The sequence below is a fragment of the Erwinia sp. TECH1 genome, from assembly GCF_054057575.1.
The window spans coordinates 766,229-788,694 of the sequence record NZ_JBSRZK010000001.1 but is presented as its reverse complement, the minus strand read 5'-3'; the positions used below and the strand labels follow the sequence as shown (position 1 = coordinate 788,694).

The window sequence follows — 22,466 nt, the reverse complement described above, 5'->3', positions numbered from 1 at the left end:
ATCAGCTCACGGGTATGGTTAGGGAAAAATCCTGCGCGGTGTCGGTGCGGCTGCCGGTGATTTCCACCACCATGCCACCGTCGAACGCGGATTCATAAGAGATGCCGGTCAGCTTTATCCGTGGTTCCCACTGCAAAATCGCCATGTAACAGGCCGACATAATCTGCAGGCGTAACGCCTCGTTTTGTGGCTGGTCAATCAGCGCGGATAAAAGCGATCCGTAGCTGCGGCGCATCACGCGGGAACCAACCGGCGTTAACAAAATGTCGCGCACGGACTGGCGAATGTGGTCAAGGTCGGTCAGCACCTCGCCGGTGTCGCGGCTCATGCCGGAATATTTCACGGTCATGACTGCGGCCCTCCGGACGTGTCGCCGCCGGACTTCACGCCGCCGTGTTTGTGTGCGTCAATGACCACGCCGTTAGAGCTGAAGCTGCCGCCGCTGTGCTTCACGTCGCCTTTCATCGTGCCGCCCTGGGTCACTTCCAGCGTGGCGGTTTTCAGCAGCGCCGAGCATTCCACCTCGGGCGAGTCCAGCATGATTTTGACGGCGGCCTGAATGGTTGCGGTCTGGATGCCGGTGGCCTTCAGTGCGCCGTTTTCCGGCTCGTACTCAATCACCGCGCCATCGGGAAACGACCAGTGCAGCGCGTCAGCCGAGGCCGACGGTGCCGGGTTATCGTCAGAGAACACGCCCGGCAGCACAAAGCCGGTATCCAGCTCGCCGCCCAGGCACAAAACAAGCACCTGCTCGCCGACCGACGGCGCATTCCATGAACGGGTGCGACCGGCACGGGCGGCCAGCCAGTGCAGCCAGCTGGTTGTATTGTTGCCGGTATCCACGCGGCACAGCCCGTCGTCAAGGTTGACGGCGGACACGGTGCCGATGCGGATCAGGTTGCGCAAGAGGCGCAGGATTTCGGGGGTTTGTGAGTTCATGAATTAAGAGTGCCTTCATCCAACGACACTCTCAAACTTTAGAGGTTTAGTCAGTTACCACAGGACATTCAATATTAGATACGGCTAAACCATAGTTCAGGACGCCTTATTTCTTTGTTAATTATAAAAAAATTCAGATCAAGCATATCCTCATGAATACTTTTAAAGATTTTTTCTTTATCACCCTCTTTAAGGGCTTGGGAATCTTTTATTTTTCTATTGAAAAATTCGGGGAGAGCCTCATAGTCTTTTCTGAAAAGATCCAACTCTTTATTAAAATAATGAAGATCGCTCTGAATTTCGCCATGAAGAAAATGAATCTCATCCAATTCATCATGTGTATAATTATCACTGCATCTTCTCATGTCATTATACTTACCATCTAGCTCTGTAAAGACTGACTTGAATTCATTAGCTATTATTGAAGCTATAGGCCTTGATATTTCAGCAGCAGTTACTGAATACCATGATTGCTTAACCCCCTCAATCTTTTCTTCCGGAACGCCCATACCCTTAAGCTCTGTACTAATATCTATAACATAGTCATAAAGCATCTTTCTCGGAATCTTCCTAGAGTACAAGCCTGTCTGCGATGCGGTTGTTAAAGCTATCTCGCTTACGGGTAATGAAATACCTTTTAACCTTGCAAGTATTTCTTCTGCTTCATTTAAAGTTTTGCGTAATTTCGCCTCAAGAAATGGTAGCTTAATCATCTCAACGTCAAAGTGGCTTAGCAAGATTAGTACCAATCCTGTTCCAACGACCCCTCCCCCTCCAGCAACTTCGCCAAACATTAATTTAATGACTCCAAGTACAACACAGAAAAATCCAAAATAGAACATTAACGATGTTTGGATATTTTTTTTAAAATCCTTCATGGATGCCTCATACAGCGATAAAAATCTAAGATAAATATTTTATCACCGTTCCTTCTATCAACTGCAAATCCTTTTGAGACATTCCCATTAGTGGCCTGGCCTCATACTGTACCTCTTTACCCCCACGGGCTGGCCGGTCGCGCAGCCCGTAGTGATGCACGCGGGCCATGCGCTGCACGTTTCCGGTAAACTCCACCACGGCATCGTCGGCGGTGCCTTTTGCCTTCATGTATTTGGCCGTGCGCAGCTTTGCGAACATCTCACGCTTTATCCGGCCTTTCTTTTTGCGCGCCGGTGTTTTGCGCGGCTTAAACGGTGTGCCGTCGGGTGCCTGCTGCCGTTTGATATTCTGCTGCTGACCGGTACGCAGGCGCTTTGCGATGGTGCGGGCCATTTCCTTACGTGCCGCCGGTGACAGATTGCCGATCAGCGCGTTTAGCCTGGCGTCGAACGCTTCCAGCCCGTTCATAGCTGCAACCCGCTGACCAGCTCGCCGCCTGCATAAAGCTGCGTTGGACGGATGGCATTATCCGGTAACGGGTTTTCGCCCGCGTGGGTGACGTGCAGCGCGCCGTCTTCCTGCTTCACGATCACACGTTCGGTCAGTTGCAGGTCAATGCTGATATCGCAGAGCGTGTCGCTCAACACGTCAACCTTAAAGGTGAAGCCGGTGCGGCGCTTCTCTTCGGTTGCCATAATGTCGGGCTGGTTCTCGCGCAGCCAGACCAGCAGCGGCACCATAACCAGATCGATATCGTCGCCGTAATCAGTTATCACCAGATTAAGCTGATACTGGTATTCAAACGACAGCGAGCTGGCGAGCGTGGAGGCGATGCGCCCGCCGTCGATAAAAATATTCAGCCCGTCAGGGTTTCTTTGCAGCAGCGGCACGCTGTCGGTCAGCGCCCGGCGTAACTGTTTCGGTTTCAACATCGTGCTGCTCCTGGCATTCTTTAATAATTTCAACCTGCAGCCCGCACGACGCAAGCGCAGCCTCTAACTGGCGGTTATCCGCCGCTAAATCGCCCTGGGTCTGCAGGCTGTTGCCCGGCAGCGGGCAGCTTGCCACGCGTGGACAACCAGTCCAGATAATCGCGGGCGCTGCTGAATGCGGGCCGCGACTGCAGCCGGATAACGTCAGCAGGCAGAGCAGCAGCAGACCAGCTACGTAATGTCGGATTGGCATCGGTTTCTCTCTGTATGGTCATTTCACGGTTAAGGGCAGCCGTCCCGGCGCGGCCCTGCAGCAGGCGCAGCGCGGCCTCGCGTTTCTGGCCCGCTTTTGCCTCGTCGTTCAGGCGGGTGATCGCCTTGTCGCGGCTTTCGATCCCGGCGGACAGCGTGCCGATAATGCGCTGCGCGTCGGTAAGGTGGCCGTTTGCCGCATTCAGCCGCCAGCCGGTCAGGCCCAGCGCAACGAACGCCACGGCCAGCAGAGCCGCTAACAAACGGATCATGCCGCCCCCTTTAAGCACCAGGTTTTTTCCCGCTGGCGGCGATTTTCCAGCCCGGCATTTCTGACGCCGTTCACGTAGACCCAGCGGTCGAGCTGGCCGCACGCCTGCAGCCACTGCTGGCGCTTCAGATAACCGGCGAGCGTTGACCCACAGGCCGCGCCGGTGCCGACGTTAAACGAAAAGCTCACCAGCGCATCGTATACCGGGGCGGGCATCTCAACCGGCACGCAGACGGCAAGCTGGCGCTCCACGCGCATCACGTCGTATACCAGATTAACGGCGGCCTGCCTTTCGCTAGCGTGGCTTTGCGGCGTCACGCCTGCGGTGTGGCCGATGCCGTTCGTCCAGACTCCGGCGCTACACTGATAAGGCGAGGTGCGGCAACCTTCGGCATCGGCAATCAGCTGCAATCCGCCTTCAGATATTTTCAGCGTTTTGAACTGCGGCAGTAGCGCAGCGATTGCCAGCACGGCAATGACGGCGCAGTGTTTAGCGACCTTCATGTTTCCCCCCCTGCCGCTGCAGCTCATACGTTTTGCGGCGGTAGTGCCAGTTGATAAAAAACGTCGCCACGTTAATCAGCAGCGTCACCACGGCCACGCCGGAACCGACCATAAAGGCGATATCCTGCGGCGTGTGGCGACCAAACCACATCAGCACCAGGCCGATCAGGTAGTTAACCAGCGAATTGATTTTCTCCATTTTCTTCAGTCCCACAGGTTGACGGTTTCATCCGCTGACGATTCGGGCAGGTCGGGCAGCGTGACCTCGCAGCCGTGCATCAGCACCGGCCCGCTTTCGGCAAGGCCCGGATTGGCGGCATAGACCAGCTCAACGGCCTGCGCCGTGCGCCCGTAGTACCGCCAGCAAATCTGGTCTACGGTGTCGCCCTGCTGCGCGTAAATAATCACAGAAGGCTCACGATGCAGCCGGAACGTCCGGCGATGCGGCTGATACTGAAACGCGCGTCGCGCCAGTACTCGTCCGCGCTCGCTTCTACTTCCGCGCCTTTTTTGCCGCTGGCGTCATAGCCGCGATAGCGCTCCACGATGGCGGCCCCGGTCAGGGCGCTGACGGCGGCGAAGTAGTGCGCGGCCTTTTCGCTCTCGCCGTCGAACGTTTCCGCCGGAACGTCGGAAAGCCGGTTAAAGCCCGCCGCCATTTGTTCGGCGCGCCAGTCGTACAGCTCGGCGTTCACTTCTGAAACCGCCGTTTTTACCGCAAGGCGCAGGCGCTGCGCGGTCACGGTGCCCTCATAGCGCAGCGTGTTGCGCAGGTGCTGCAGGTTCACGTCAGGCCAGAAAAAGGTGTTCTTTACCGGCGGCTCGGCATCGTCTGCCGGTCGCGGGGCGGGTATCACAATCGTGTTCATAGTCGGCCTTAAAATAGGTGGGCGGTGGAGAACGGCGCAGACGCTGAAAGCGCATTACCGTCCTGCCGCCCGGCGCGGGGCGCGTTCGGTCAGCGGCGGGCGATGGCCTGTTTCTTTAGCTCAGTCGCCAGCCGCTCAATGTCTTTTTTGACGCCGCAGCCGTCGTGCAGCTGCAGCGCCCGTGTAAGGTGTTCCATTGCATCCAAAGCCCTGCCCGCATCGCGTAAAACGTACCCGGTGATTTTGTGCAGCTTGGCGCGCACCTGATCGGGCATGTCCTCGGATTTCGTCAGCTCAAGCGTCGCCAGCAGCGGCCCGGTATCAACCGGCGCTTTCAGCGTCCAGCCGCGGGTCGCCGCTTCGGCCACCTCTTCGGCCAGCAGGTAGGCGGTCGCGTCGCGCTTAAAGCCCGACGGCGGCACTAACCCGTGCTGAAGCGCGTAGCGCGCAATTTCCAGCGCGCCCGGCACGTCGCCCGCGTCCAGCCGCCAGATCATGACGGTCATCAGTACGGCGTCTTGCGCGCCGGTGCCTTTCGCCAGCACGCCCGCCACCCAGGGCAAATACTCTGGCAGCATGTCGCGCTTGAGTTCTGCCTTTCGCTCTTTCGAGCGCACTTTCTTCAGGCGGCGCTTGTCGTCGTTGAGCTTCAGCAGCATCAGCTCGTAGCCGTTGGCGTGGCGCAGCGGGTTGCTGGCCCGCTGCGAGGCCGCTTCCGCCTGCTGGCGCATAAGGTGACGTCGGGCAGGGCTTAACATGCGTTATGCCTCCGGCGTTGCCGCTGCTGCAGGCGCGTCGGACAGGGTGATTTTTTCAATCAGGCAGCCCGCCGCGTAATCTTCCACCACGTAGTCCTCGTTGATGGACTCGTAGTTTTCGATGCGGTCGCGCTTCGCCACCTCGTCAATCAGGCGACGGTGCGTGCCTTCCTGAAAATAAATCGACAGGTTGTCCAGGCGCGTGATCAGCATCGCGTCCGCCGGGAAGTACGGCACGCGCACGGCGGGCAGGTTGCCGATACGTTTCTGGCTCACAATCAGATCGCCCGCCAGCGCCTCGGTGTTGGCCTGCGCCTGGTTAACCAGCGGGAAATACTTGTCGGCCAGCAACTGACGACCGCAGACAACAACCAGCTCCGGGTCTTCCTGATACCACGGCTCGATCAGGGTATTGGTTGCATCCATCACCACGGCGTCAAGGTTGGCGTAGGTGCGGCCTTTACCGATCAGCACGCCGTCGGTCACGGTGCCGTCTTCCGCCGTGGTTTTGTTCATCACGCGCTCCGGCGCGTCGTTGCGGTACTTCTGCAGCCAGCCCACGGCCACGTCCTGCAGCATCGGGTATTTAGCGCGGTTGGAGGTTTTGGCGCGCGACACGCCGTTAAAGCCGATCATGATGCGGTCGAGGCTCTGGCGCTTGATGATGGCGTCACGCAGGCGGGCCTGAAAATCCTCATAGCGCGCCCACAGGTCGAGCGTGTTGTAGCGGATATGAAAGTCGTAGTTAACCTGCACGCACTCGTAGCCGGTGTTGTCCAGCGCGGAAAAGTCGGCTGTTTCGCGCTCGTCGCCGCCCGCCGTGTCGGTGGTGCTGGCAATCGAGCCGGACACGCCGATCCCGATTTTCTCGCCCTTCATTTCGGACACCGGCACGATGTTAATGCGCGTTAAAAAGTCTGACGACTCCTGCACGCGGTTCATCAGCGTCTGCGTCACCGCTGGCTCAACGGTGAATTTCTTGTTCATGTCGCCGGTTTCGACGCCGTTCAGCTCGGCCAGGCGGGACATAAAGGCGTTAAATTTAAAGCGGGTGTTCTGGCGCATTTTGCGCTCCTGTATTCAGTTAAAAGTGTTTATCAGCGGCCGGTAATCAGCAGTCGGTCTGTACGCCGGATTTAACATCGCCACCGGTCGAGGCCGGGCGACGGGCAAAGCCGCCGTCTGTTTTGGCAAGCTGTGCCTGCAGCGCGGTAAACGCGGTGCGGTCTTCCCCGGCCTGCATCTCCAGCGCGTCGAGCCGTTCGGTTAACGCGACTTCCAGCGCCGACAGGTTTTGCGCCTGTGCCTCGCCGTTCTGCTGCACCTGCTCGGCAACGGCGGTTACCGCCGCGCTCACGTCGGCAAACTGCAAATCGGCGCTTTTCTTCTTCGCGGAGAACATCGCGGTAATACGCTCAAGCAGCGACGGTGCCGGGTCAGCCTCTTCGGTAAATTCAATCAGCGTTTCTTCAGCGGCGGTAAACAGGTTGTCCTTGTGCTGCTTACGGGACGTCAGCGGGTTCGCGGCGGCGCTGGCGCTGAAGCTCAGGATTTCGGTGCCGAGACTTGCCGGGTCGTCAGTCACGGCCAGGCCAATCAGGTACGCCTCGCCGGTGTCGGCAAACTTCGGATTCACCTCAATGGAGGTGTAAATTTTCTGGCGGGCTTTGGTCAGCTCAACCAGCTCCGGCGTCGGGCTGATTCCGCCGTACAGCGCCAGCTTGCCTTTCAGCGGGCCTTCGGTGATTTCTTCTGCGCTCAGGGCGGTAACGTCGCCATAGCGGCGGAACGGGCTGTCAGGGGTGTAGCCCTTAATGTGCTCCATGTTGATGCGCGCGCCGTACATCGCCGGGTCATAGTTCGCCGCCATCTGTGAAATCCATTCGCGGGAAATCTCGCGTCCGTCGGTGGTTGCGCCTTCCACTGCGATACGAAAACGCTTTGCTTTAATTGCCATTAACAGGCTCCGGTTGTTGGTTCAGGTCGGGGCCAGTTTCACCGCCACGGGCCATCCGCTCAACGAAAGCCAGCCCGCTCAGCGACCAGCAAACAGGCACAGCGGGCGCGCCTTTTTGCGTCCCGGTAGCCTTGTCGGCATGAACATACAAACCACCATCAGCGATCCACGCCGTCAGGCTGCGCTGCTTTACTGGCAGGGATATTCCGTGCGCCAGATTGCGGAGACGCTCGGCCAGAAAACACCGACCGTGCAGAGCTGGAAGCTGCGCGACGCGTGGGAAGATATCGCGCCCATCGGTCGCGTCGAGGCCAGTATGGAGGCGCGGTTAATTCAGCTCATCATGAAAGAGGTGAAAGGCAACGGGGATTACAAGGAGATAGACGCGCTGGGTCGCCAGATAGAACGGCTGGCCCGCGTCGAGCGCTACCGCAGTTCGGGCAACGAGGCTGACTTAAATCCCAACGTGCGTAACCGCAACAAGGGCGAGCGTCAGCCGGTGATTAAAAACGTTTTCAGCGACGAGCAGACCGACAAACTAACCGGCCTGTTTATGGATAACTGCTTTGAATACCAGCTCAACTGGCATAAGGCCGGGCTGGCGCACCGCATCCGCAATATTCTCAAATCTCGCCAGATTGGCGCGACGTTTTACTTTGCCCGCGAGGCGCTGATTGATGCGCTGACCACCGGGCGCAACCAGATATTTTTATCCGCCAGCAAGGCGCAGGCGCACGTTTTCAAAAACTACATTATCGACTTTGCCCGGCAGGTTGACGTTGACCTGAAGGGCGACCCGATTGTGCTGCCGAACGGTGCGCGCCTGATTTTTCTGGGCACCAACGTGCGCACCGCGCAGAGCTACACCGGCAACCTCTATCTGGATGAATATTTCTGGATCCCGAAGTTTCAGGAGCTGCGCAAGGTCGCCAGCGGCATGTCGCTGCACAAGAAGTGGCGCACCACGTACTTTTCCACGCCGTCGAGTCTGTCGCACAGCGCCTATCCGTTCTGGTCGGGCGAGCTGTTTAACAAAGGCAGGCGCAGCAAAGACGACCGCATCGAGCTGGATTTGTCGCACTCGCATCTCGCGAAAGGTTCGCTGTGTGGCGACGGGCAGTGGCGGCAGATTGTCACCGTTGAGGACGCGCTGACCGGCGGCTGTAACCTGTTCGACCTGGACCAGCTCTCGCTTGAATACAGCCCGTCGGAATATCAGAACCTGCTGATGTGTGAGTTTGTCGACGACGAGGCCAGCGTGTTCCCGTTTGCCGAGCTGCAGACCTGCATGATCGACAGTCTGGAAGAATGGACGGACTTTAACCCCTACGCGCTGCGCCCGTTTGATTACCGCCCGGTGTGGATTGGCTACGACCCGTCGCACACCGGCGACAGCGCGGGCTGCGCCGTGATTGCGCCGCCGCTGGTTGCGGGCGGCAAGTTCCGCGTGCTGGAGCATCACCAGTGGCGCGGGATGGACTTTGCCGCGCAGGCGAAATCCATTGAGGACTTAACCAAAAAATACACTGTGGAGTATATCGGCGTGGACGCCACCGGCATCGGCCAGGGCGTTTTTCAGCTTGTCCGCCAGTTCTACCCGGCGGCCCGCGAGATCCGTTACTCGCCGGAAGTCAAAACCGGGATGGTGCTGAAGGCCAAAGACACCATCGGCAGCGGTCGCCTGGAGTACGACGCCGGAAGCACCGATATCACGCAGTCCTTTATGGCTATCCGTAAAACCATGACCGCCAGCGGCAACCGCTCAACCTACGAGGCGAGCCGCAGCGAGGACGCCAGCCACGCGGACGTCGCTTGGGCAATCATGCACGCGCTGTTAAACGAACCGCTGACCGCCGCCAGCGGCGGCGCTAACCCTTCAATTCTGGAATTTTACTGATGAACAAACGCAGCCGTAAGGCATTTAAGGCAGCACCAGCGGCGCAGGCCGCCCCACAGCAGGTCGAGGCGTTTACCTTCGGCGAGCCAACGCCGGTGATGGATAAGCGGGATATTCTGGATTACGCGGAATGCATCGGAAACGGGCGTTGGTACGAGCCGCCGGTAAGCTTTCACGGGCTGGCAAAAAGCCTGCGCTCGGCGGTGCATCACAGCTCGCCCATCTACGTTAAGCGCAACATTCTGGCCTCAACGTTCATCCCGCATCCGATGATGAGTCAGCAGGAGTTCAGCAAATTTGCGCTGGATTATCTGGTGTTCGGGAATGCCTTTGCCGAACTACGACGCAACAGCCTCGGCGAGCCGTTCAGGCTGGAAACCACCCCGGCGAAGTTTACGCGCAAGGGCGTGAAGGACGGCGAATACTGGTTTGTGAACGACTGGAAAGAGCCGCACCAGTTTGCAGCCGGCAGCGTGTTTCACCTGATTGAGCCAGACATTAACCAGGAGCTTTACGGCCTGCCTGAATACCTCAGCGCCCTTAACTCCGCCTGGCTCAACGAGGCGGCCACGCTGTTTCGCCGCAAGTATTACCAGAACGGCGCGCACGCGGGCTACATCCTGTATATGACCGACGCGGCGCAGAGTTCCAGCGACGTAGATCGGATGCGTCAGGCTATGCGCGACACAAAAGGCCTGGGCAACTTCCGCAACCTGTTTATGTACGCACCCAACGGCAAGCCGGACGGCATTAAAATCCTGCCGCTCAGCGAGGTGGCAACGAAAGATGATTTCTTTAATATCAAGAAGGCCAGCCGCGACGACCTGTTAAGCGCGCACCGCGTGCCGCCGCAGATGATGGGGATTATCCCGGATAACTCCGGCGGGTTCGGGGATGCGGTGAAGGCGTCTCAGGTATTTGTTCGTAATGAACTGACGCCGTTGCAGGAGCGGATGAAGGAATTGAATTATTGGCTAAAAGATGAAGTTATTAAATTCTCAAATTATACTTTAGACTAAATTAAAGCCTGCATGGCAGGCTTGTTTTCATTTTGCCAACAATAGTTTACTATCTTCATCCATTTTTAAAATTACGTTACCAGCCAATGAGGGAGGGTACTTTCCCTTGCCAGTGGATAATATAACCTGATAATCCAAATCATTGGGGTTTTCAAGCATATTTAAACAATCAAGCATCCTCTTAAGATTTTCGTTATCTATACCTATATTTTCCGGCGTATCAACTAACAGAATACGAGGGAAAGGAATATCGTCAAGTAAAGATAGTTGCAAAAGCGTGAGATAATAAAGGAATCTTTTATGTACGGCAGCGCTTGCCTCTTTATAACTACCGTCATTAATCCGAGGCATATAATCATCGCTACTTATTTCAGCAACCCGGCATTCAGGTAATGATGCCTTCATAAAAAGGTTGTAATATTTATTAAACTCACTAACTTTTTCCATTAGTTCTTTTTCTGAATGTGCTTCTAACCTATCAACTTCATTTCTAGCAAGATCCATACTATTTTTTGCGGAATCTTTTGAACTTTGATAAGCCTGAAGATTCTCTTCAAGGATAAGGGCCTGTTTAAAGTTGTTGATTTTTTCTTTATTTTTCAGTAGGGCATCCTCAATGTCATCAAGCTCGTCAAAATCAGTTATATACTCAATTTCATTTAAAGCTTTCGATAACAATCCTTTATTTTCCACACTCTGTTTTTTCAAAGCATTATAACTATCATTAAGTTGGTTATATTCGACGTTAGCAGCATCCAAAGCTATCTTCATCGTTTCCAATGATTTAACTTTGCTTTTAAGAAGCGTGTAATATTCACCAGGATCATAAAAATATCTTCTATAATCACTTTCGTCAATATCGTGTCCGCATACACATTTATCACTCGGTCGATCAACGTTTTTTAAGCAATAAGGACAAGTATCAGGCGTAAACATCTCTAACTGTTTATGCGTATGAATTATTTTCTGCAGTCTAAAAGCATCTTCTCGAGTTTGATTTGTAACGCGGTTTATCGAATCAATATCTTTAAGCTTTAATTCTATTTTCTTCTCTATCTCAAGAAGCTCTAATTCGGCAGCGCTGAACTTTTCTTTAAGCCTTTGAGTATATATAAGGCCTGTGCTGCTAGCTATTTTTGATGAAAGTTTTTGCGAACGAAATGATATTAACTTTTCATTTCGCAATTCTAATTCTTCAATTTCTTTGGATAGATGATAATCGTTAATCACCTCTGTAATTCCGAGTTGCCTATACATATCAGTAATGATATTTTTATATTCAGATAGAACTGCGCTGGTTTTCTCGTATTCAGATTGTTTTCGCTTTAAATCACCATGAGCTTTGTATAATTTTGATAAAGTCTTACCCATCATTACTTCAAAAATAGCTTTTCTTAAAAAGACAGAATCACTAACAAAATTCTGGGCATCAGCTGGTTTATAAATCCCATTAACATCAGTACCTTGATTATGATAAACAAGCCGCAGCAAATTATTAAAGCCAATCTTATAATTCTTACCTGAATGAAATATCTCTATGCTTGGTATATTTAACCTTTCAAGAATCCAATCTGAAAAAATATAATCGTCAGATTTATTCCTGTTGATGGCAAGGCAGAGAAAATCGACCAGTTCGTCAGTATTACTTTCAAACGGTTCGTCAGCGATAATTGTAATTAAATTCTCGCTTATTTTCCTGATTAACTTGTATTTCTTAGCGTTTAACAACACCTCAAGCTCAACAAAATTAGATTTATCATTGACTATTTCATTATGAATAGATTCTTCGTTAATTGTGAAGTGTGGTACTTTACCACCAAGGGCATAATAGATGAGGTCAAGGAATGTAGATTTCCCACATCCATTAGGAGCTTCAATTATATTTATTTTATGCTTCTCTAATTCTGGAGAGCTAAAATAATAACGCTTTCCTTCATAGTGCATCTTTAGAATTTTTAATTGGCCCATACTTTCAATCCATATTCAGTGAAAAGCTTATTTATTAACCCATCAAGCCCTAAAGCATTAATGTTTTTGAAATGCGTCTTAAAAATAGCGGCGCTTTGAATTTCTTTATCAAACACCTTTGTGTCGAAAAATAGATTTAATTTTTCTTTGTCTTTTATTTCTATATTATAACAGTTTACTTTATCCGTATCTAATAGCGAAACGAAACCTTTTCTTTCAAGGTTACGAACAATTTTATATACTTCTCTTTGATGAAGAGATGCCTTTACATAAACATCAAATAAAAACTCTTTATCAAAAGGTTTCAATGTATGCCTATTAAAGTTTTCAATAAGTAAATTCACAGCAACAGGACTGGATATGACCTGCATTAAATATGTCATTTTTCTATGATCTTTAAATATTAGCTTTTTGCTTGAAAATTCCTTTAAACATATCAAAGCTAGATATGTCAGGTAGTAGAAGTCCTCACCAGAGATGAAGCTTATTCTTTTCAGTTTTTCATCATTTTTCTGTTCGTTCATAATTTATTCTTCATCAAATGCTAAATAACAATCATCGATGAGTGTCAAGATCATACCTTTAATGGTTATTTTATCATCAATACTCATTCTGAAAGTTTTCTTTAATTGTTGCATATTATTATAGCATATATCAACCATGCTATCTAAATGCCCCATCAAATCATCAATTAAATAATCTTCTAATTGAAGACTAGCTTCTATATATTCACTGCACCATAGATAAAGATTGCATCTCAGTGATGTATATTCCTGTCCAAATAAGCTTTCGTTTCTTCTTGCTTTTGTTGCGGTAACGCTTAAAACTTGCAGCCTTTTTGATTTTATATTTTGGCAAACGTCTTTGAACTTATCACTTAAATTTCTTTGATCGCTAACATCAAGATCACCGAATATTTCCCACGCCGGGTCAATTGGTTTCAAATCATTTTGATTTGAAGCAACTTTAAGAAATACAACCTCTACCATTTCACGGCTTACAAACCGTCCAAACTTGTTTTCATCTTGCTGTCTTCTATCAAATAAGCTCTCTAGCGAAGAAAGAATTATGCCCTCTAAACCATAATGACGATGATCATAAAACTGACAATCTTTTATACATTCCATAACTTCATTATCAAAAGAATCGCTATCCGAAGGTTTAATAATGAAACTAATGCTCACTAAAAATAAGTAAAAATCCTCGTCCGTCCATTGTGAAACTACTTTATAATGCCCACCATATGAAATGACTTTGGTTTTATCACTTCCTGAATAAATAGAATATTGTTTTTTATACTCATCTATAAATAAGTATTTAGCAATTGAAATTTCATAATCATCAAAATCTATACCATTAACTAATTTTTTTAATAACTGAAATTTAGTGGTTTTATTTTTGCTTAATGGAATAGCATCTGAAATATTTTGCAATATGGAATTTTCTATTTGCTCATCAGCTGTTTCTGCATGGCAAAAAACTGAGAAATCAATAGTTTTGGAATCGTTGAAATGATTAATGTATTGGTCAGCAAAGGCAACGAGCGTGTTTTTGATGGCTTCTGAATTAAAGCTTAATGCGCTAGAGTATTTTTTATTTTCTTCGACTGCAATCCTTGACGATTCATCATCAGTAACCAATGTGCTGGAATCTTCAATGAATTCAGTAGCACAGTAGCAGGCTTTCCTTCCTCTTTCTTTTATTAAGTTCAGTAGTCTTTGGACAGCCCTAACTCTCTGAAAAAGTAATCCGCTACCAGAGGTCTTAGCTGCTTCTCGGTTAATTGTCTGTGAAGTCATAAAATGTAATAAAACATTAAATAAAGTAATGATTTCGCATCGTATCACAGTTTTCATTTAGTTCAACTCGCTTTGAATGAATCTAGCATAGCTGCGCGCAATGCTATCCCCGCCACGCCTGCCCGCTTTGTACATCGCTTTTAATGCAGTTGCATGACCCAGCCGGATCCGCGCCAGCTCTGGCCTTCAAAGGGATCCTTAGAAGAGATCAAAGCATGCAAAACCATGCACCTGATGCATGCATGGCTGCTTACCCGTTTGCTGACAGTCACCCGAAACTATTTTTGACAAGGCACGGTCGAAAATGCGACCGAAAAATTTCCATCTGAAAGCGTGTTATTGGCTGCTATCTCGGCGATCAGATTGAGCGCAATCTCCCTGTCCCGCTCTTTACACATACCTTCTGTTGTCAGCCTGGCTATCAGTTCTACACGTTCAAGCGTTACACGCTCTTGTAACTCGTTATCCACATTCCCTCCCCTATTCACTGTGTTTTTATACAGTATCATAACCTTAAATCGTTACGTGAGAAAAATCTTATGCCAAAGCAACATTTTTATGTCGCTGATTAAAATAGCTTTTTGTTCTATAGATGTGATTTGGCATTTTTATCCGCCAAGCGGTTGAATCTGCTTAACAGGCTTTCAGCATCAATACGCTTTTTCGGCCTGAAAAGCTCACCACCGGCAGAGCTGCGGAACCACTGCCCGTCAATCTTGGTCTGTCTACCGCTAATAAGACGCACGGCGACCGCCCGGCTGATGGTTTCGCGAGTGATATCGCGTATCTGGCCGATCACGTTGTCGCACGCAGCCTCTGTTTTGTCAGAGCGGCGTAGCCGGGTATGCCTCTTTTCCGGTATATCAGCCCTTACCCTGGCTAATAGCCTCCGCCGTTCCTTGCGGGTCAATGTTGAAAGCTCACGATCACCAATACTTTCCGTCAGTTTCGAATCTTCGGATCTCAAACCTCCCGTACAGTTATTGACAGAACTCCGAGAGGACGCGGACGCGTCCTGAAAATCAACGGCCAGGTCAACGGCGCGCTTTGGCACAATCTTCCACTGTGCAAGGCGGGTTAAAATCGGCGTGTCTTCGCCAACTGAAGTCGCGTAAACACCTTTAATACGCACGGTTTCCTCGCCGTATTCGTTGCAGTCTTCGCTTGCCTGATACCAGGTGCGCACGGCCAGCTCGTCACGCTTCACGAACGGGCCGCCCTGGGCGTTGACATATTCCGCCCAGTCGCCCGCGTCTGCAGCATCGTGCGCGGCGGCAAACTCAACGCTTAAGCCCTGCGCCGTTTCACTGTCGGCCATGCGGCGCAGCTCACGATAAACCGTTACCGGCGCACCACCGACAAACTGGAACTGACGGATGTGCCAGCGAGCCGCCCAGGCAGACACGGCGGGCGCGGTTTCCTTCAGCTCTTTGCCGCTTTCGTCGTCCAGCTCGCCATCGAGCGCGTAGCCATCGATGTTTTTGGAGATGTACTTAGCCACATAGCCGGTCGCGCTGCCTTTCTCCGGATCGATAGCCTCAGCATGAAAGCGGGCCTTTCTGGCTTTGTCCGTAGTCAGTTCGTAGCTGTCCTGCTGATACGCGTAATCGCGGATCACCTGCCGCACGCGCTGCACGTCTTCCGGGCGCATGAACATCAGCATATGCCAGTGTGGCGTACCGTCGTGATGCGGCTCGGCCACGCGAATGCCGAAAATGCGGATCTCTTCCCTGTGCAGTTTGGCGCGGACTTTCTGCCAGACGTTGCAAAGATAGCGCTGCGTTTCCGCCGGACTGGCACCACTCCATTTGCGGTTGCGATAGCCGGTCTTGATTGTGGCGTGATAGCGGGCGGGCGCGGTCAGAGTATAGAAATCGCCGACAAAGCCCATATCGTTGCAGATATTTTCAAAGCCACGGATGCGGGTCATCAGCTCGCAGCGACGAATCGCCGGGTTCGCCACGCTGCCATCGTATTTTTCAATCAGGCTGATGCGGTTGCCTTCCTCGTCTTCCAGCTCCATACCCTTGAGGAATTCACGCGTGCGACGCTTTTGCTCGCGCCACTCGTTTACAGTCATGGTGCTGGCGTAAGGGGTATGTCTTTTACTGACGTTTGCGAGCGCGATCTGCAGGTGTTCACGCCATGACGAAGCCACGCGGCGCAGTCGTCCTTTCCACCATTTTTCGGTCTGCATACGCATGATCGCGGGCGTCACGTCTTCCGGGCAGAAAATGCGAGAGGTAACCTTTTCCCACAGCGGCGGGGTCTGATTCAGCTCACGGGTGATGGCCGCTGCCGTCATATAAACGCGATGGGTATATTTGTAATCCGATTCATCCTCAGACTGGCCGTGCGCCTGCACCATTTCCGCCAGGATAAAGCTGGCGATATCACCGGCCAGCAGATCCACGTCGGCACGGGCCAGATCCGGCAGGCGATTAAAACGGTTCATCAACTCCCACAGCGTACCGGCTGCACTGGCCGCCCCAGTTTTATCAGAGGCGTTGCCGGTAAGCAGCATAAAGGTGCCGGCGCTCATTTCACCGAGGCGATACTGCGAGCTAACGCTTTCAACGCGTGGCAATGTGCGCTCGACGAACGTTTTCGTTAAGTACGCATTGGCACGGGCTGTGCCGTGAGTTTTTTCCAGCTCACCGGTGCGGCGCTTGACGTCGAGCTGTACGAGCGTCGGCTGCTTCTCCAGTAAATCCTGCGCATGCGACAAAGCCGCAATCATTCGACTGCGGCTGTGCTCCTCTTCATAGGTGCGATAAGGGCTGGCAATTGCTTCCCGTGGAGCATTCCACGGGTAAGCGTATTCTTGAATCATTGCGCGCTGCTCTGACGGTGTCTGCTTTGCAGCTCGTCCATTTCCTGACAGGCCACGCAGCGGGTAACGCCCTGAACGGCACGGCGGCGCGCTTCAGGGATAGGCGCATCGCAGTCTTCGCAAAAAGAGGCACTGACAGTTACCGGGCGATAAATTACCTGGGCGATATTACGCGCCAGCATTTCTTCAGTGCGAAGCTGCACCAGATCCATTGAGTCGGCCATCAGTGCAGCTCCTGCGATTCACTGGTGTAACGCTCGGCCTCACGGCGGATAAGTTCGGCGGCTTCGGCACCGTTCAGTTCCTGCTGATGAATATGTACGGCCAGCTCAACCAGGCGATCGGAAACGGCCCTCGCACGGTCTTTACGCTCTTCAATGCGGGCCTTATTCAGCAGCGCGGTCAGCGCCTCTGTTTCGCTGTCAAAATTACGGGTTTCGATATTTCTCATTTCTCTTTTTCCTGAATGCGGGCAAAGGGATGCCCGACGGGTTGACGTCATTTATTTAAAAAGGATGATTAATTAGGCAGAGTCATTCTCTTTGGAAATAAGCTCACAACTGCACGAAAATGGTTCATCGCACGGATAAGCGCGCTTCTTTCATCAGTGGTCAGCTCACTGAAATCAAGCTCATGCCGCTCAGTCCGAATATTCGCCAGATAGAAAATAGCGCTTAATGCCCGCTTGTTTTCCTGATAGTTCCGGTCAGTGGTATCGCGCATTTCATCAAAAAAGCGGGTGATATCTTTTCCGCAATCGTTGCCCCAAAATTTAGATCGCAGCTCGGCAACGTGATTCAGTCCGGCCACTCTCGCGCCCGTTTTTATTTCAGCCAGTGCTGCTTCAGCTTCGATAGCCATGATTTACCTCTTTTACTTACTGCCATATTTCCGGCGGATTGCTGCTTGCTTAATGTCGGATGCCAGCGCTGGCCTTCTTTAGTCATAATCCAGCCATGACCGTATGCGGGCAGCGGGCTTCGGCGCTTTAATAACGCAGCCATTGAAATCGTCATAATTAACTCAGTCCGATGGAGGCACCGAGGCCGCTAATTGCATCAACGGTGTTAGCCAGGGCGGGATTTGAATGCACGCGGGCGTGAACGCTTAACCCAATCAAAGACAGGCAGCGGATGCCAGCGTTGATGTTTTCCATAAAAGCGCTTTTACAGGAAGGCGTCATTTTCTGGCCTGACACGGCAGCAGCGGCCACCTTCCCTATTTCCGACGTCGCCTGCAAAACGTAATGCGTCATACGTTCGGCTTTTGCTTCATTGACCGGCACCGCTGGCATGCATTTCATTTGTGCCAGCAGACCGTCGATTAGCGTTGCGTCCTCGGTAATATCGGTAATCGCTGCTATCTCCATCGCTGTAAGCTGATGCACCTGCTCCGGATTCAGCTTGTTACGCAATGTCTGGTGATTCATCCCCAACCTGTCGGCCAGCTCACGAATGTTATGGCGGCTGGCAAAAGCCTGACAGGCGTTATCAAAGTGCGGTTGTATGGAAACCTGATAATCAAACATGATTCGCTTCATCCTAGCTGATACGATCTTTTCACGCCTGAAGTGAGACGTTGCATTCACTTAGCGCCTGAATAGTCAGCGCCGCCATGTTCACTTCGACTAAAGCCTTTTTCTGTTTTCCTTTAGCCTTGATAGGAAGTTTTCCGTATTCAATCAGGTTCTTAGCTGTCTCTTTGTTGGTGCCTGTCCTGCGGCAGTACTCATCCAGCGGCAGATAAGGTTCGGGTATCACAATTGTAATGTTGGGACGCATGAGGCAAACTCCGTTGGTTAATCCGATAGGTCAATATCGGGCAATAAGCGTTAATACTTCTTTAAACCTACAAAGCGAAGTTTAAACTCACTTCGTGAAAACTTGCAAGGTCAAACTTTCGTGAACCTACAAATTAACTTCACTCAGGGCGGAGCTGCGGTACTGGATCGGGTTATCGAAGCGTACGGTTTTAGTACAAAACTTGCTTTGGCTGACCACCTTGGGATCGCAAGTAGTAGTCTCGCCAATCGTTATAAGCGTGACTTTTTCCCTGCTGATGTTGTGGTGAGATGTATGGCGGAAACAGGTGCGACGCTGGAATGGCTGGTTACGGGTCAGGGGCTTAAGCACAGCGACGGAGAGCTGGATGTTTTAAATTTACCGCGTCATAAAATTGTTGATGGGCAGCTTTTCGATGACGGCAGTTTTATGATTGATAAAAACGCATTCTTGCCAGGAAAGGCCTTACCAAAAGATCCTGTCTGCGTGGTAGAAGGCTCAACGCAGTACATTATCGATAAAGATTTTGGTGAAATTTACGATAACAGTTGGTTGATTGAGATTGAAGGCAAAACCAGCGTAAGAGTACTTACACGTATTCCTGTTAAAAAAGTGCGCGTATCCGGTGTTGGCGCAGGAGCATCTTTCGACTGCTCGCTTGATGAAATCAATATAATCGGCCGCGTTGCTTTAACGATAAATTAGCTAAAGGATTGATTATGATAGACTACACAAAAGCAACTGAAGCACAATTAAAAGAAGAATTTAAAAGGCTTGCACAGGTTGTAGGCGATATTCCTTTCGGGACAAAAAAAGAATTTTTCCACTTACCGAAAATCCTGAATGCATCGGAGCAGCCTTTAGCCATTGCCAGCGGAATGATGGATGGTAATACCTGGCTAATAACCCTGACCAATCAGCGCATCATATTCCTGGATAAAGGGATGCTATTCGGCGTGAAGCAGGTTGATGTGAACCTCAGAAACGTTGTCAGTGTCGGGGGCAAAACTGGTGTACTTCTCGGTGAGATTTTTATCAGCACAAGCGGGCAAAATTACACCATTAAAAACGTGCAAAAAGGTACGGTAGTCCCTTTCACTAACCTTATCAAAGTTACGCGCAATGCGATGGACGAAAAGCCGCGAGCACCAGAAAGCGGCGCGCCTACAGATATCGTATCCCAACTCGAACGGCTTGCTACGCTGAAAGAGAAAGGTATCTTGAGTGATGAGGAATTTCAGCAGCAGAAACAAAGGATTTTAAACAGCTAATTATGCCAGTCAGAAAGCTCCCCACTGGTCAGTGGATCGCTGATTTCTACACTATTGACCGAAGCAGCGGAAAAGAAGGTAAGCGCGTCCGCAAGAAGTTTGCGACCAAAGGCGAAGCCCTGGCGTTTGAAAGCTATACGCTTGAGAAAATAGAAGCGGCTCCTTGGTTGGGTGAAGCGAAAGAAACACGCCGCTTAACTGACCTGGTAGAACTTTGGTTCAGCCGTCACGGTATTACGCTCAAGGATGGCGAAAAGCGTAAGGCCGCTATGACATGGGCGTGTGAATGTATGGGCTTTCCGCTTGCAGCAGAATTCAATGCACAGCTTTTCACTTCCTATCGAGCTAAACGGCTTGAAGGTCATTTCGCTCGCACTAAGCGAATAAGTAAGGTCGCGCCGCGCACTTTGAATCTGGAACTGGCTTATTTTCTTGCCGTATTTAATGAACTTAAAAGGTTAGGCGAATGGACGTTACCAAATCCTCTCGAGAACGTCCGCCATTTCCGTATCGACGAAAGCGAAATGGCTTACCTGACCGCAGAGCAAATCGCACTGTTGTTAAACTCATGCGAAGCCAGTTCAGCTAAAGACCTGCTGATGATCGTTAAGCTATGCCTCGCAACCGGCGCGCGATGGAGTGAAGCGGAAGGTCTGAAACGTTCGCAGGTTTCAGGACAGCGTATTACCTTTGTCAAAACCAAAGGGAAAAAGAATCGCACAATTCCCATTTCCCCAGCTTTGGCCAAAGAATTGCCTAAGAAGAACGGCGCGCTTTTTACACCTTGCTATTACGCGTTCCGTTCAGCGTTGGATCGAGCCGGAATCGAGCTGCCTGATGGTCAAATGACGCACGTGCTGCGTCATACCTTCGCCAGTCACTTTATGATGAATGGCGGTAACATTTTGGTACTGCAGCGGATACTTGGCCATACCGATATCAAAATGACGATGCGTTATGCGCATTTTGCGCCCGATCACTTTGAAGATGCCGTTAAGCTCAATCCTTTGGAAATGTGTCGCAAAAGTGTCGCTGAAGATTAGGTTTATTGCCCTATATTGCCTTATATTAACTTCATAACTTATTGATTTTAAGGTAAGTAATTGTTTTTATATAGCGTCTGATAGTTCTCATAATCGCTTGGTCGCTGGTTCAAGTCCAGCAGGGGCCACCAGATTTAATGATGAAAATCATGCAGTTAAGCCACCCTTTATGGGTGGCTTTTTTGTTTGTGTTTTTTGAGTGGCGATGAAATGGCGATGTATTTTTCATTCCTCTGAAATTAGCGACAAAAAATCCCGCTTTCACGAGCCCTTCATCAGAGCAATCATGCTTTGTCTGTCATTGTACTAAAAAATCGACACCTTTCCGTCTGGCCGGGCAAACGCTCTCCCCGTCACGCCTGTCCGTTTTGTAAATCAATTTTTCATACAGCCATATCGAGCCATTAAAACGGTGCTAATACAGGTCGGCAATATCAAAAATGAGAGGAAGTAATGCATGTATAATAATGCACTCAATGCATGCATAACTTTGATGAAGGTGATTATCGGTAATGCATGCTTCACTTGCTCTCAGGGCGTGACCATGATCGATAGATTTTGCTCACAGCGGAGACAGTGAGAAAAGCCAAGACGACGGAAAAAAGGCCCAGGAAAATTATTAGCGAGAGTAAGGGGTTCATCGCTCCCCCTAAGCTCGTAAAATCACTCATCCTCGCGAGCTGCTCAGGCGTTAATACACGAAGAATGACCTCCGGTATAATTAAAAATAAAATAATAACAGTCGAGACATAAATCAGCAATTTTTTTGTTTTTCCCATCTTCTTTCTTGCTCTTGTTGGTGAATATGATCAAAAATTGGGCGAATAACACAACAAGGATCTAAGGTAGATCACAAACCTATTTGCAATTGAAGATGCAGGCCAATAAGAAATTAGCTATTGCATTAACAAACTCTCTAAATGACCTCAATGATGATTATATGTCTACTATCGAAAAGATAAAGCTGGGTGAGCTGCGTATTATTAATTATGGATCTTGCCTTGTTCCAAATTAATATTATCGTAGTTCATGCCGCGATACATTCAGAGAAGATAAACGGTTAGTCTTTTCTTTAAGTGAGATATATAGAAGAAACAATATAGCTCTGGATATGGTTGAAATTTACTTCCGCAAAACATTAGCAAGACCTGGAGATGAAAAAAGCTATAAACTTGCATCTCATATCCAAAATTTGTTAGGTAAAGCAGCAGAGCATGCATCAACCAAAGCCAGCAAATTGGTTCTGTCCTTCACAATTGCTAACCTGGTACTTAATAGTGCCGAATTCAAAGAAAATCATATAAGAATTGTTAATTCTTTTTCAACGTGGTTTGTGAATGCCGCGACACTTTATGCAAAAGCGCAAGTAGCTGCATCAGCCGCAAACAGGCTAAAGTTCCAGAACCCTTCATATTATCAAGCGCTATGTAAAGAAAACATTGAAATGCTTTATTTTCTTATTGAATCCCAAACATCTGAAATAATCTATTAGGT

The 22,466-nt window shown here is 50.2% G+C and carries 30 protein-coding genes and 1 pseudogene; 6 read left to right on the top strand and 25 right to left on the bottom strand.

Annotated elements, in window-relative coordinates:
- Position 1 precedes the first annotated feature (1 nt).
- The 14 genes and pseudogenes from ACVWZ0_RS03600 to ACVWZ0_RS03535 form a co-directional block, all read right to left on the bottom strand.
- On the bottom strand, positions 2 to 349 hold the full coding sequence (locus ACVWZ0_RS03600; protein ID WP_253455597.1) for a GPW/gp25 family protein: 348 nt from the start codon (positions 347 to 349) through the stop codon (positions 2 to 4).
- Positions 346 to 939: a phage baseplate assembly protein V gene (locus ACVWZ0_RS03595; RefSeq protein WP_253455599.1), complete on the bottom strand. Its 594-nt coding sequence runs from the start codon at positions 937 to 939 to the stop codon at positions 346 to 348. The genes ACVWZ0_RS03600 and ACVWZ0_RS03595 overlap by 4 nt, the downstream gene beginning before the upstream one ends.
- Positions 940 to 1,013: 74 nt before the next feature.
- Positions 1,014 to 1,817: a hypothetical protein gene (locus ACVWZ0_RS03590; RefSeq protein WP_253455601.1), complete on the bottom strand. Its 804-nt coding sequence runs from the start codon at positions 1,815 to 1,817 to the stop codon at positions 1,014 to 1,016.
- A gap of 25 nt (positions 1,818 to 1,842) precedes the next feature.
- A complete protein-coding gene (locus tag ACVWZ0_RS03585; protein WP_253455603.1) occupies positions 1,843 to 2,286 on the bottom strand; it encodes a phage virion morphogenesis protein in 444 nt (147 codons plus the stop codon).
- A complete protein-coding gene (locus tag ACVWZ0_RS03580; protein ID WP_253455606.1) occupies positions 2,283 to 2,750 on the bottom strand; it encodes a phage tail protein in 468 nt (155 codons plus the stop codon). The genes ACVWZ0_RS03585 and ACVWZ0_RS03580 overlap by 4 nt, the downstream gene beginning before the upstream one ends.
- A complete protein-coding gene (gene lysC / locus ACVWZ0_RS03575; RefSeq protein ID WP_253455609.1) occupies positions 2,683 to 3,003 on the bottom strand; it encodes an Rz1-like lysis system protein LysC in 321 nt (106 codons plus the stop codon). The genes ACVWZ0_RS03580 and lysC overlap by 68 nt, the downstream gene beginning before the upstream one ends.
- A pseudogene (locus tag ACVWZ0_RS03570) lies at positions 2,924 to 3,274 on the bottom strand (Rz-like lysis system protein LysB); the annotation flags it as partial. The pseudogene ACVWZ0_RS03570 and the gene lysC, both read right to left, overlap by 80 nt.
- On the bottom strand, positions 3,271 to 3,777 hold the full coding sequence (locus ACVWZ0_RS03565) for a lysozyme (RefSeq protein WP_253455613.1): 507 nt from the start codon (positions 3,775 to 3,777) through the stop codon (positions 3,271 to 3,273). The pseudogene ACVWZ0_RS03570 and the gene ACVWZ0_RS03565, both read right to left, overlap by 4 nt.
- On the bottom strand, positions 3,764 to 3,976 hold the full coding sequence (locus tag ACVWZ0_RS03560) for an HP1 family phage holin (protein ID WP_253455617.1): 213 nt from the start codon (positions 3,974 to 3,976) through the stop codon (positions 3,764 to 3,766). Before ACVWZ0_RS03560 ends, ACVWZ0_RS03565 begins: the two co-directional genes overlap by 14 nt.
- 5 nt (positions 3,977 to 3,981) lie before the next feature.
- Positions 3,982 to 4,185, bottom strand: a complete 204-nt coding sequence (locus ACVWZ0_RS03555) for a tail protein X (protein ID WP_253455621.1) — start codon at positions 4,183 to 4,185, stop codon at positions 3,982 to 3,984.
- Positions 4,182 to 4,646 carry a head completion/stabilization protein gene (locus ACVWZ0_RS03550; RefSeq protein WP_253455625.1) on the bottom strand — a complete coding sequence of 155 codons (465 nt, stop codon included), beginning with the start codon at positions 4,644 to 4,646 and terminating at the stop codon, positions 4,182 to 4,184. Before ACVWZ0_RS03550 ends, ACVWZ0_RS03555 begins: the two co-directional genes overlap by 4 nt.
- 89 nt (positions 4,647 to 4,735) lie before the next feature.
- Positions 4,736 to 5,404 carry a phage terminase small subunit gene (locus tag ACVWZ0_RS03545; protein ID WP_253455628.1) on the bottom strand — a complete coding sequence of 223 codons (669 nt, stop codon included), beginning with the start codon at positions 5,402 to 5,404 and terminating at the stop codon, positions 4,736 to 4,738.
- Positions 5,405 to 5,407: 3 nt separating this feature from the next.
- The gene (locus ACVWZ0_RS03540; protein WP_253455631.1) at positions 5,408 to 6,469 is read right to left on the bottom strand and encodes a phage major capsid protein, P2 family; all 1,062 of its coding nucleotides are present in this window, start codon (positions 6,467 to 6,469) and stop codon (positions 5,408 to 5,410) included.
- A gap of 46 nt (positions 6,470 to 6,515) precedes the next feature.
- Positions 6,516 to 7,361 (bottom strand): GPO family capsid scaffolding protein, encoded by an 846-nt coding sequence (locus ACVWZ0_RS03535; RefSeq protein WP_253455634.1) that lies wholly within the window; start codon positions 7,359 to 7,361, stop codon positions 6,516 to 6,518.
- 139 nt (positions 7,362 to 7,500) lie between these two features.
- Between ACVWZ0_RS03535 and ACVWZ0_RS03530 the strand changes: the two genes are divergently transcribed.
- The gene (locus ACVWZ0_RS03530; protein ID WP_253455637.1) at positions 7,501 to 9,258 is read left to right on the top strand and encodes a terminase ATPase subunit family protein; all 1,758 of its coding nucleotides are present in this window, start codon (positions 7,501 to 7,503) and stop codon (positions 9,256 to 9,258) included.
- A complete protein-coding gene (locus ACVWZ0_RS03525; protein WP_253455640.1) occupies positions 9,258 to 10,277 on the top strand; it encodes a phage portal protein in 1,020 nt (339 codons plus the stop codon). The genes ACVWZ0_RS03530 and ACVWZ0_RS03525 overlap by 1 nt, the downstream gene beginning before the upstream one ends.
- Before the next feature lie 27 nt (positions 10,278 to 10,304).
- Here the strand turns inward: ACVWZ0_RS03525 and ACVWZ0_RS03520 are convergent, their stop codons facing one another.
- From ACVWZ0_RS03520 to ACVWZ0_RS03470, 11 genes are all read right to left on the bottom strand, one after another.
- Positions 10,305 to 12,245, bottom strand: coding sequence for an AAA family ATPase (locus tag ACVWZ0_RS03520; RefSeq protein ID WP_253455643.1), 1,941 nt, complete (start codon positions 12,243 to 12,245; stop codon positions 10,305 to 10,307).
- Positions 12,233 to 12,769 (bottom strand): hypothetical protein, encoded by a 537-nt coding sequence (locus tag ACVWZ0_RS03515; RefSeq protein ID WP_253455646.1) that lies wholly within the window; start codon positions 12,767 to 12,769, stop codon positions 12,233 to 12,235. The genes ACVWZ0_RS03520 and ACVWZ0_RS03515 overlap by 13 nt, the downstream gene beginning before the upstream one ends.
- 3 nt (positions 12,770 to 12,772) lie before the next feature.
- The gene (locus ACVWZ0_RS03510) at positions 12,773 to 14,101 is read right to left on the bottom strand and encodes a hypothetical protein (RefSeq protein ID WP_253455648.1); all 1,329 of its coding nucleotides are present in this window, start codon (positions 14,099 to 14,101) and stop codon (positions 12,773 to 12,775) included.
- A 221-nt stretch (positions 14,102 to 14,322) separates the two neighbouring features.
- Complete coding sequence (locus tag ACVWZ0_RS03505; protein ID WP_253455651.1) at positions 14,323 to 14,514, bottom strand: hypothetical protein; 192 nt, start codon at positions 14,512 to 14,514, stop codon at positions 14,323 to 14,325.
- Positions 14,515 to 14,630: 116 nt separating this feature from the next.
- Positions 14,631 to 16,877, bottom strand: coding sequence for a replication endonuclease (locus ACVWZ0_RS03500; protein ID WP_253455654.1), 2,247 nt, complete (start codon positions 16,875 to 16,877; stop codon positions 14,631 to 14,633).
- Positions 16,874 to 17,101 (bottom strand): TraR/DksA family transcriptional regulator, encoded by a 228-nt coding sequence (locus tag ACVWZ0_RS03495; RefSeq protein ID WP_253455657.1) that lies wholly within the window; start codon positions 17,099 to 17,101, stop codon positions 16,874 to 16,876. The genes ACVWZ0_RS03500 and ACVWZ0_RS03495 overlap by 4 nt, the downstream gene beginning before the upstream one ends.
- On the bottom strand, positions 17,101 to 17,328 hold the full coding sequence (locus ACVWZ0_RS03490) for a DUF2732 family protein (protein ID WP_253455660.1): 228 nt from the start codon (positions 17,326 to 17,328) through the stop codon (positions 17,101 to 17,103). Before ACVWZ0_RS03490 ends, ACVWZ0_RS03495 begins: the two co-directional genes overlap by 1 nt.
- Positions 17,329 to 17,396: 68 nt before the next feature.
- Complete coding sequence (locus ACVWZ0_RS03485; protein WP_253455662.1) at positions 17,397 to 17,738, bottom strand: DUF5347 domain-containing protein; 342 nt, start codon at positions 17,736 to 17,738, stop codon at positions 17,397 to 17,399.
- A complete protein-coding gene (locus ACVWZ0_RS03480; RefSeq protein ID WP_253455665.1) occupies positions 17,702 to 17,893 on the bottom strand; it encodes a phage filamentation protein Fil family protein in 192 nt (63 codons plus the stop codon). The genes ACVWZ0_RS03485 and ACVWZ0_RS03480 overlap by 37 nt, the downstream gene beginning before the upstream one ends.
- Before the next feature lie 2 nt (positions 17,894 to 17,895).
- On the bottom strand, positions 17,896 to 18,405 hold the full coding sequence (locus ACVWZ0_RS03475; RefSeq protein ID WP_253455668.1) for a phage regulatory CII family protein: 510 nt from the start codon (positions 18,403 to 18,405) through the stop codon (positions 17,896 to 17,898).
- Between the two features lie 31 nt (positions 18,406 to 18,436).
- On the bottom strand, positions 18,437 to 18,658 hold the full coding sequence (locus ACVWZ0_RS03470; protein WP_253455671.1) for a regulator: 222 nt from the start codon (positions 18,656 to 18,658) through the stop codon (positions 18,437 to 18,439).
- A 120-nt stretch (positions 18,659 to 18,778) separates the two neighbouring features.
- Between ACVWZ0_RS03470 and ACVWZ0_RS03465 the strand changes: the two genes are divergently transcribed.
- The 4 genes from ACVWZ0_RS03465 (at position 18,779) to ACVWZ0_RS03450 (ending at position 22,464) form a co-directional block, all read left to right on the top strand.
- The gene (locus ACVWZ0_RS03465) at positions 18,779 to 19,363 is read left to right on the top strand and encodes a phage repressor protein CI (RefSeq protein WP_253455674.1); all 585 of its coding nucleotides are present in this window, start codon (positions 18,779 to 18,781) and stop codon (positions 19,361 to 19,363) included.
- A gap of 14 nt (positions 19,364 to 19,377) precedes the next feature.
- The gene (locus ACVWZ0_RS03460) at positions 19,378 to 19,929 is read left to right on the top strand and encodes a PH domain-containing protein (RefSeq protein ID WP_253455678.1); all 552 of its coding nucleotides are present in this window, start codon (positions 19,378 to 19,380) and stop codon (positions 19,927 to 19,929) included.
- A 2-nt stretch (positions 19,930 to 19,931) separates the two neighbouring features.
- Positions 19,932 to 20,972 carry a phage integrase gene (locus ACVWZ0_RS03455; RefSeq protein ID WP_253455681.1) on the top strand — a complete coding sequence of 347 codons (1,041 nt, stop codon included), beginning with the start codon at positions 19,932 to 19,934 and terminating at the stop codon, positions 20,970 to 20,972.
- A gap of 1,111 nt (positions 20,973 to 22,083) precedes the next feature.
- The gene (locus tag ACVWZ0_RS03450) at positions 22,084 to 22,464 is read left to right on the top strand and encodes a hypothetical protein (RefSeq protein ID WP_253455684.1); all 381 of its coding nucleotides are present in this window, start codon (positions 22,084 to 22,086) and stop codon (positions 22,462 to 22,464) included.
- Positions 22,465 to 22,466 lie beyond the last annotated feature (2 nt).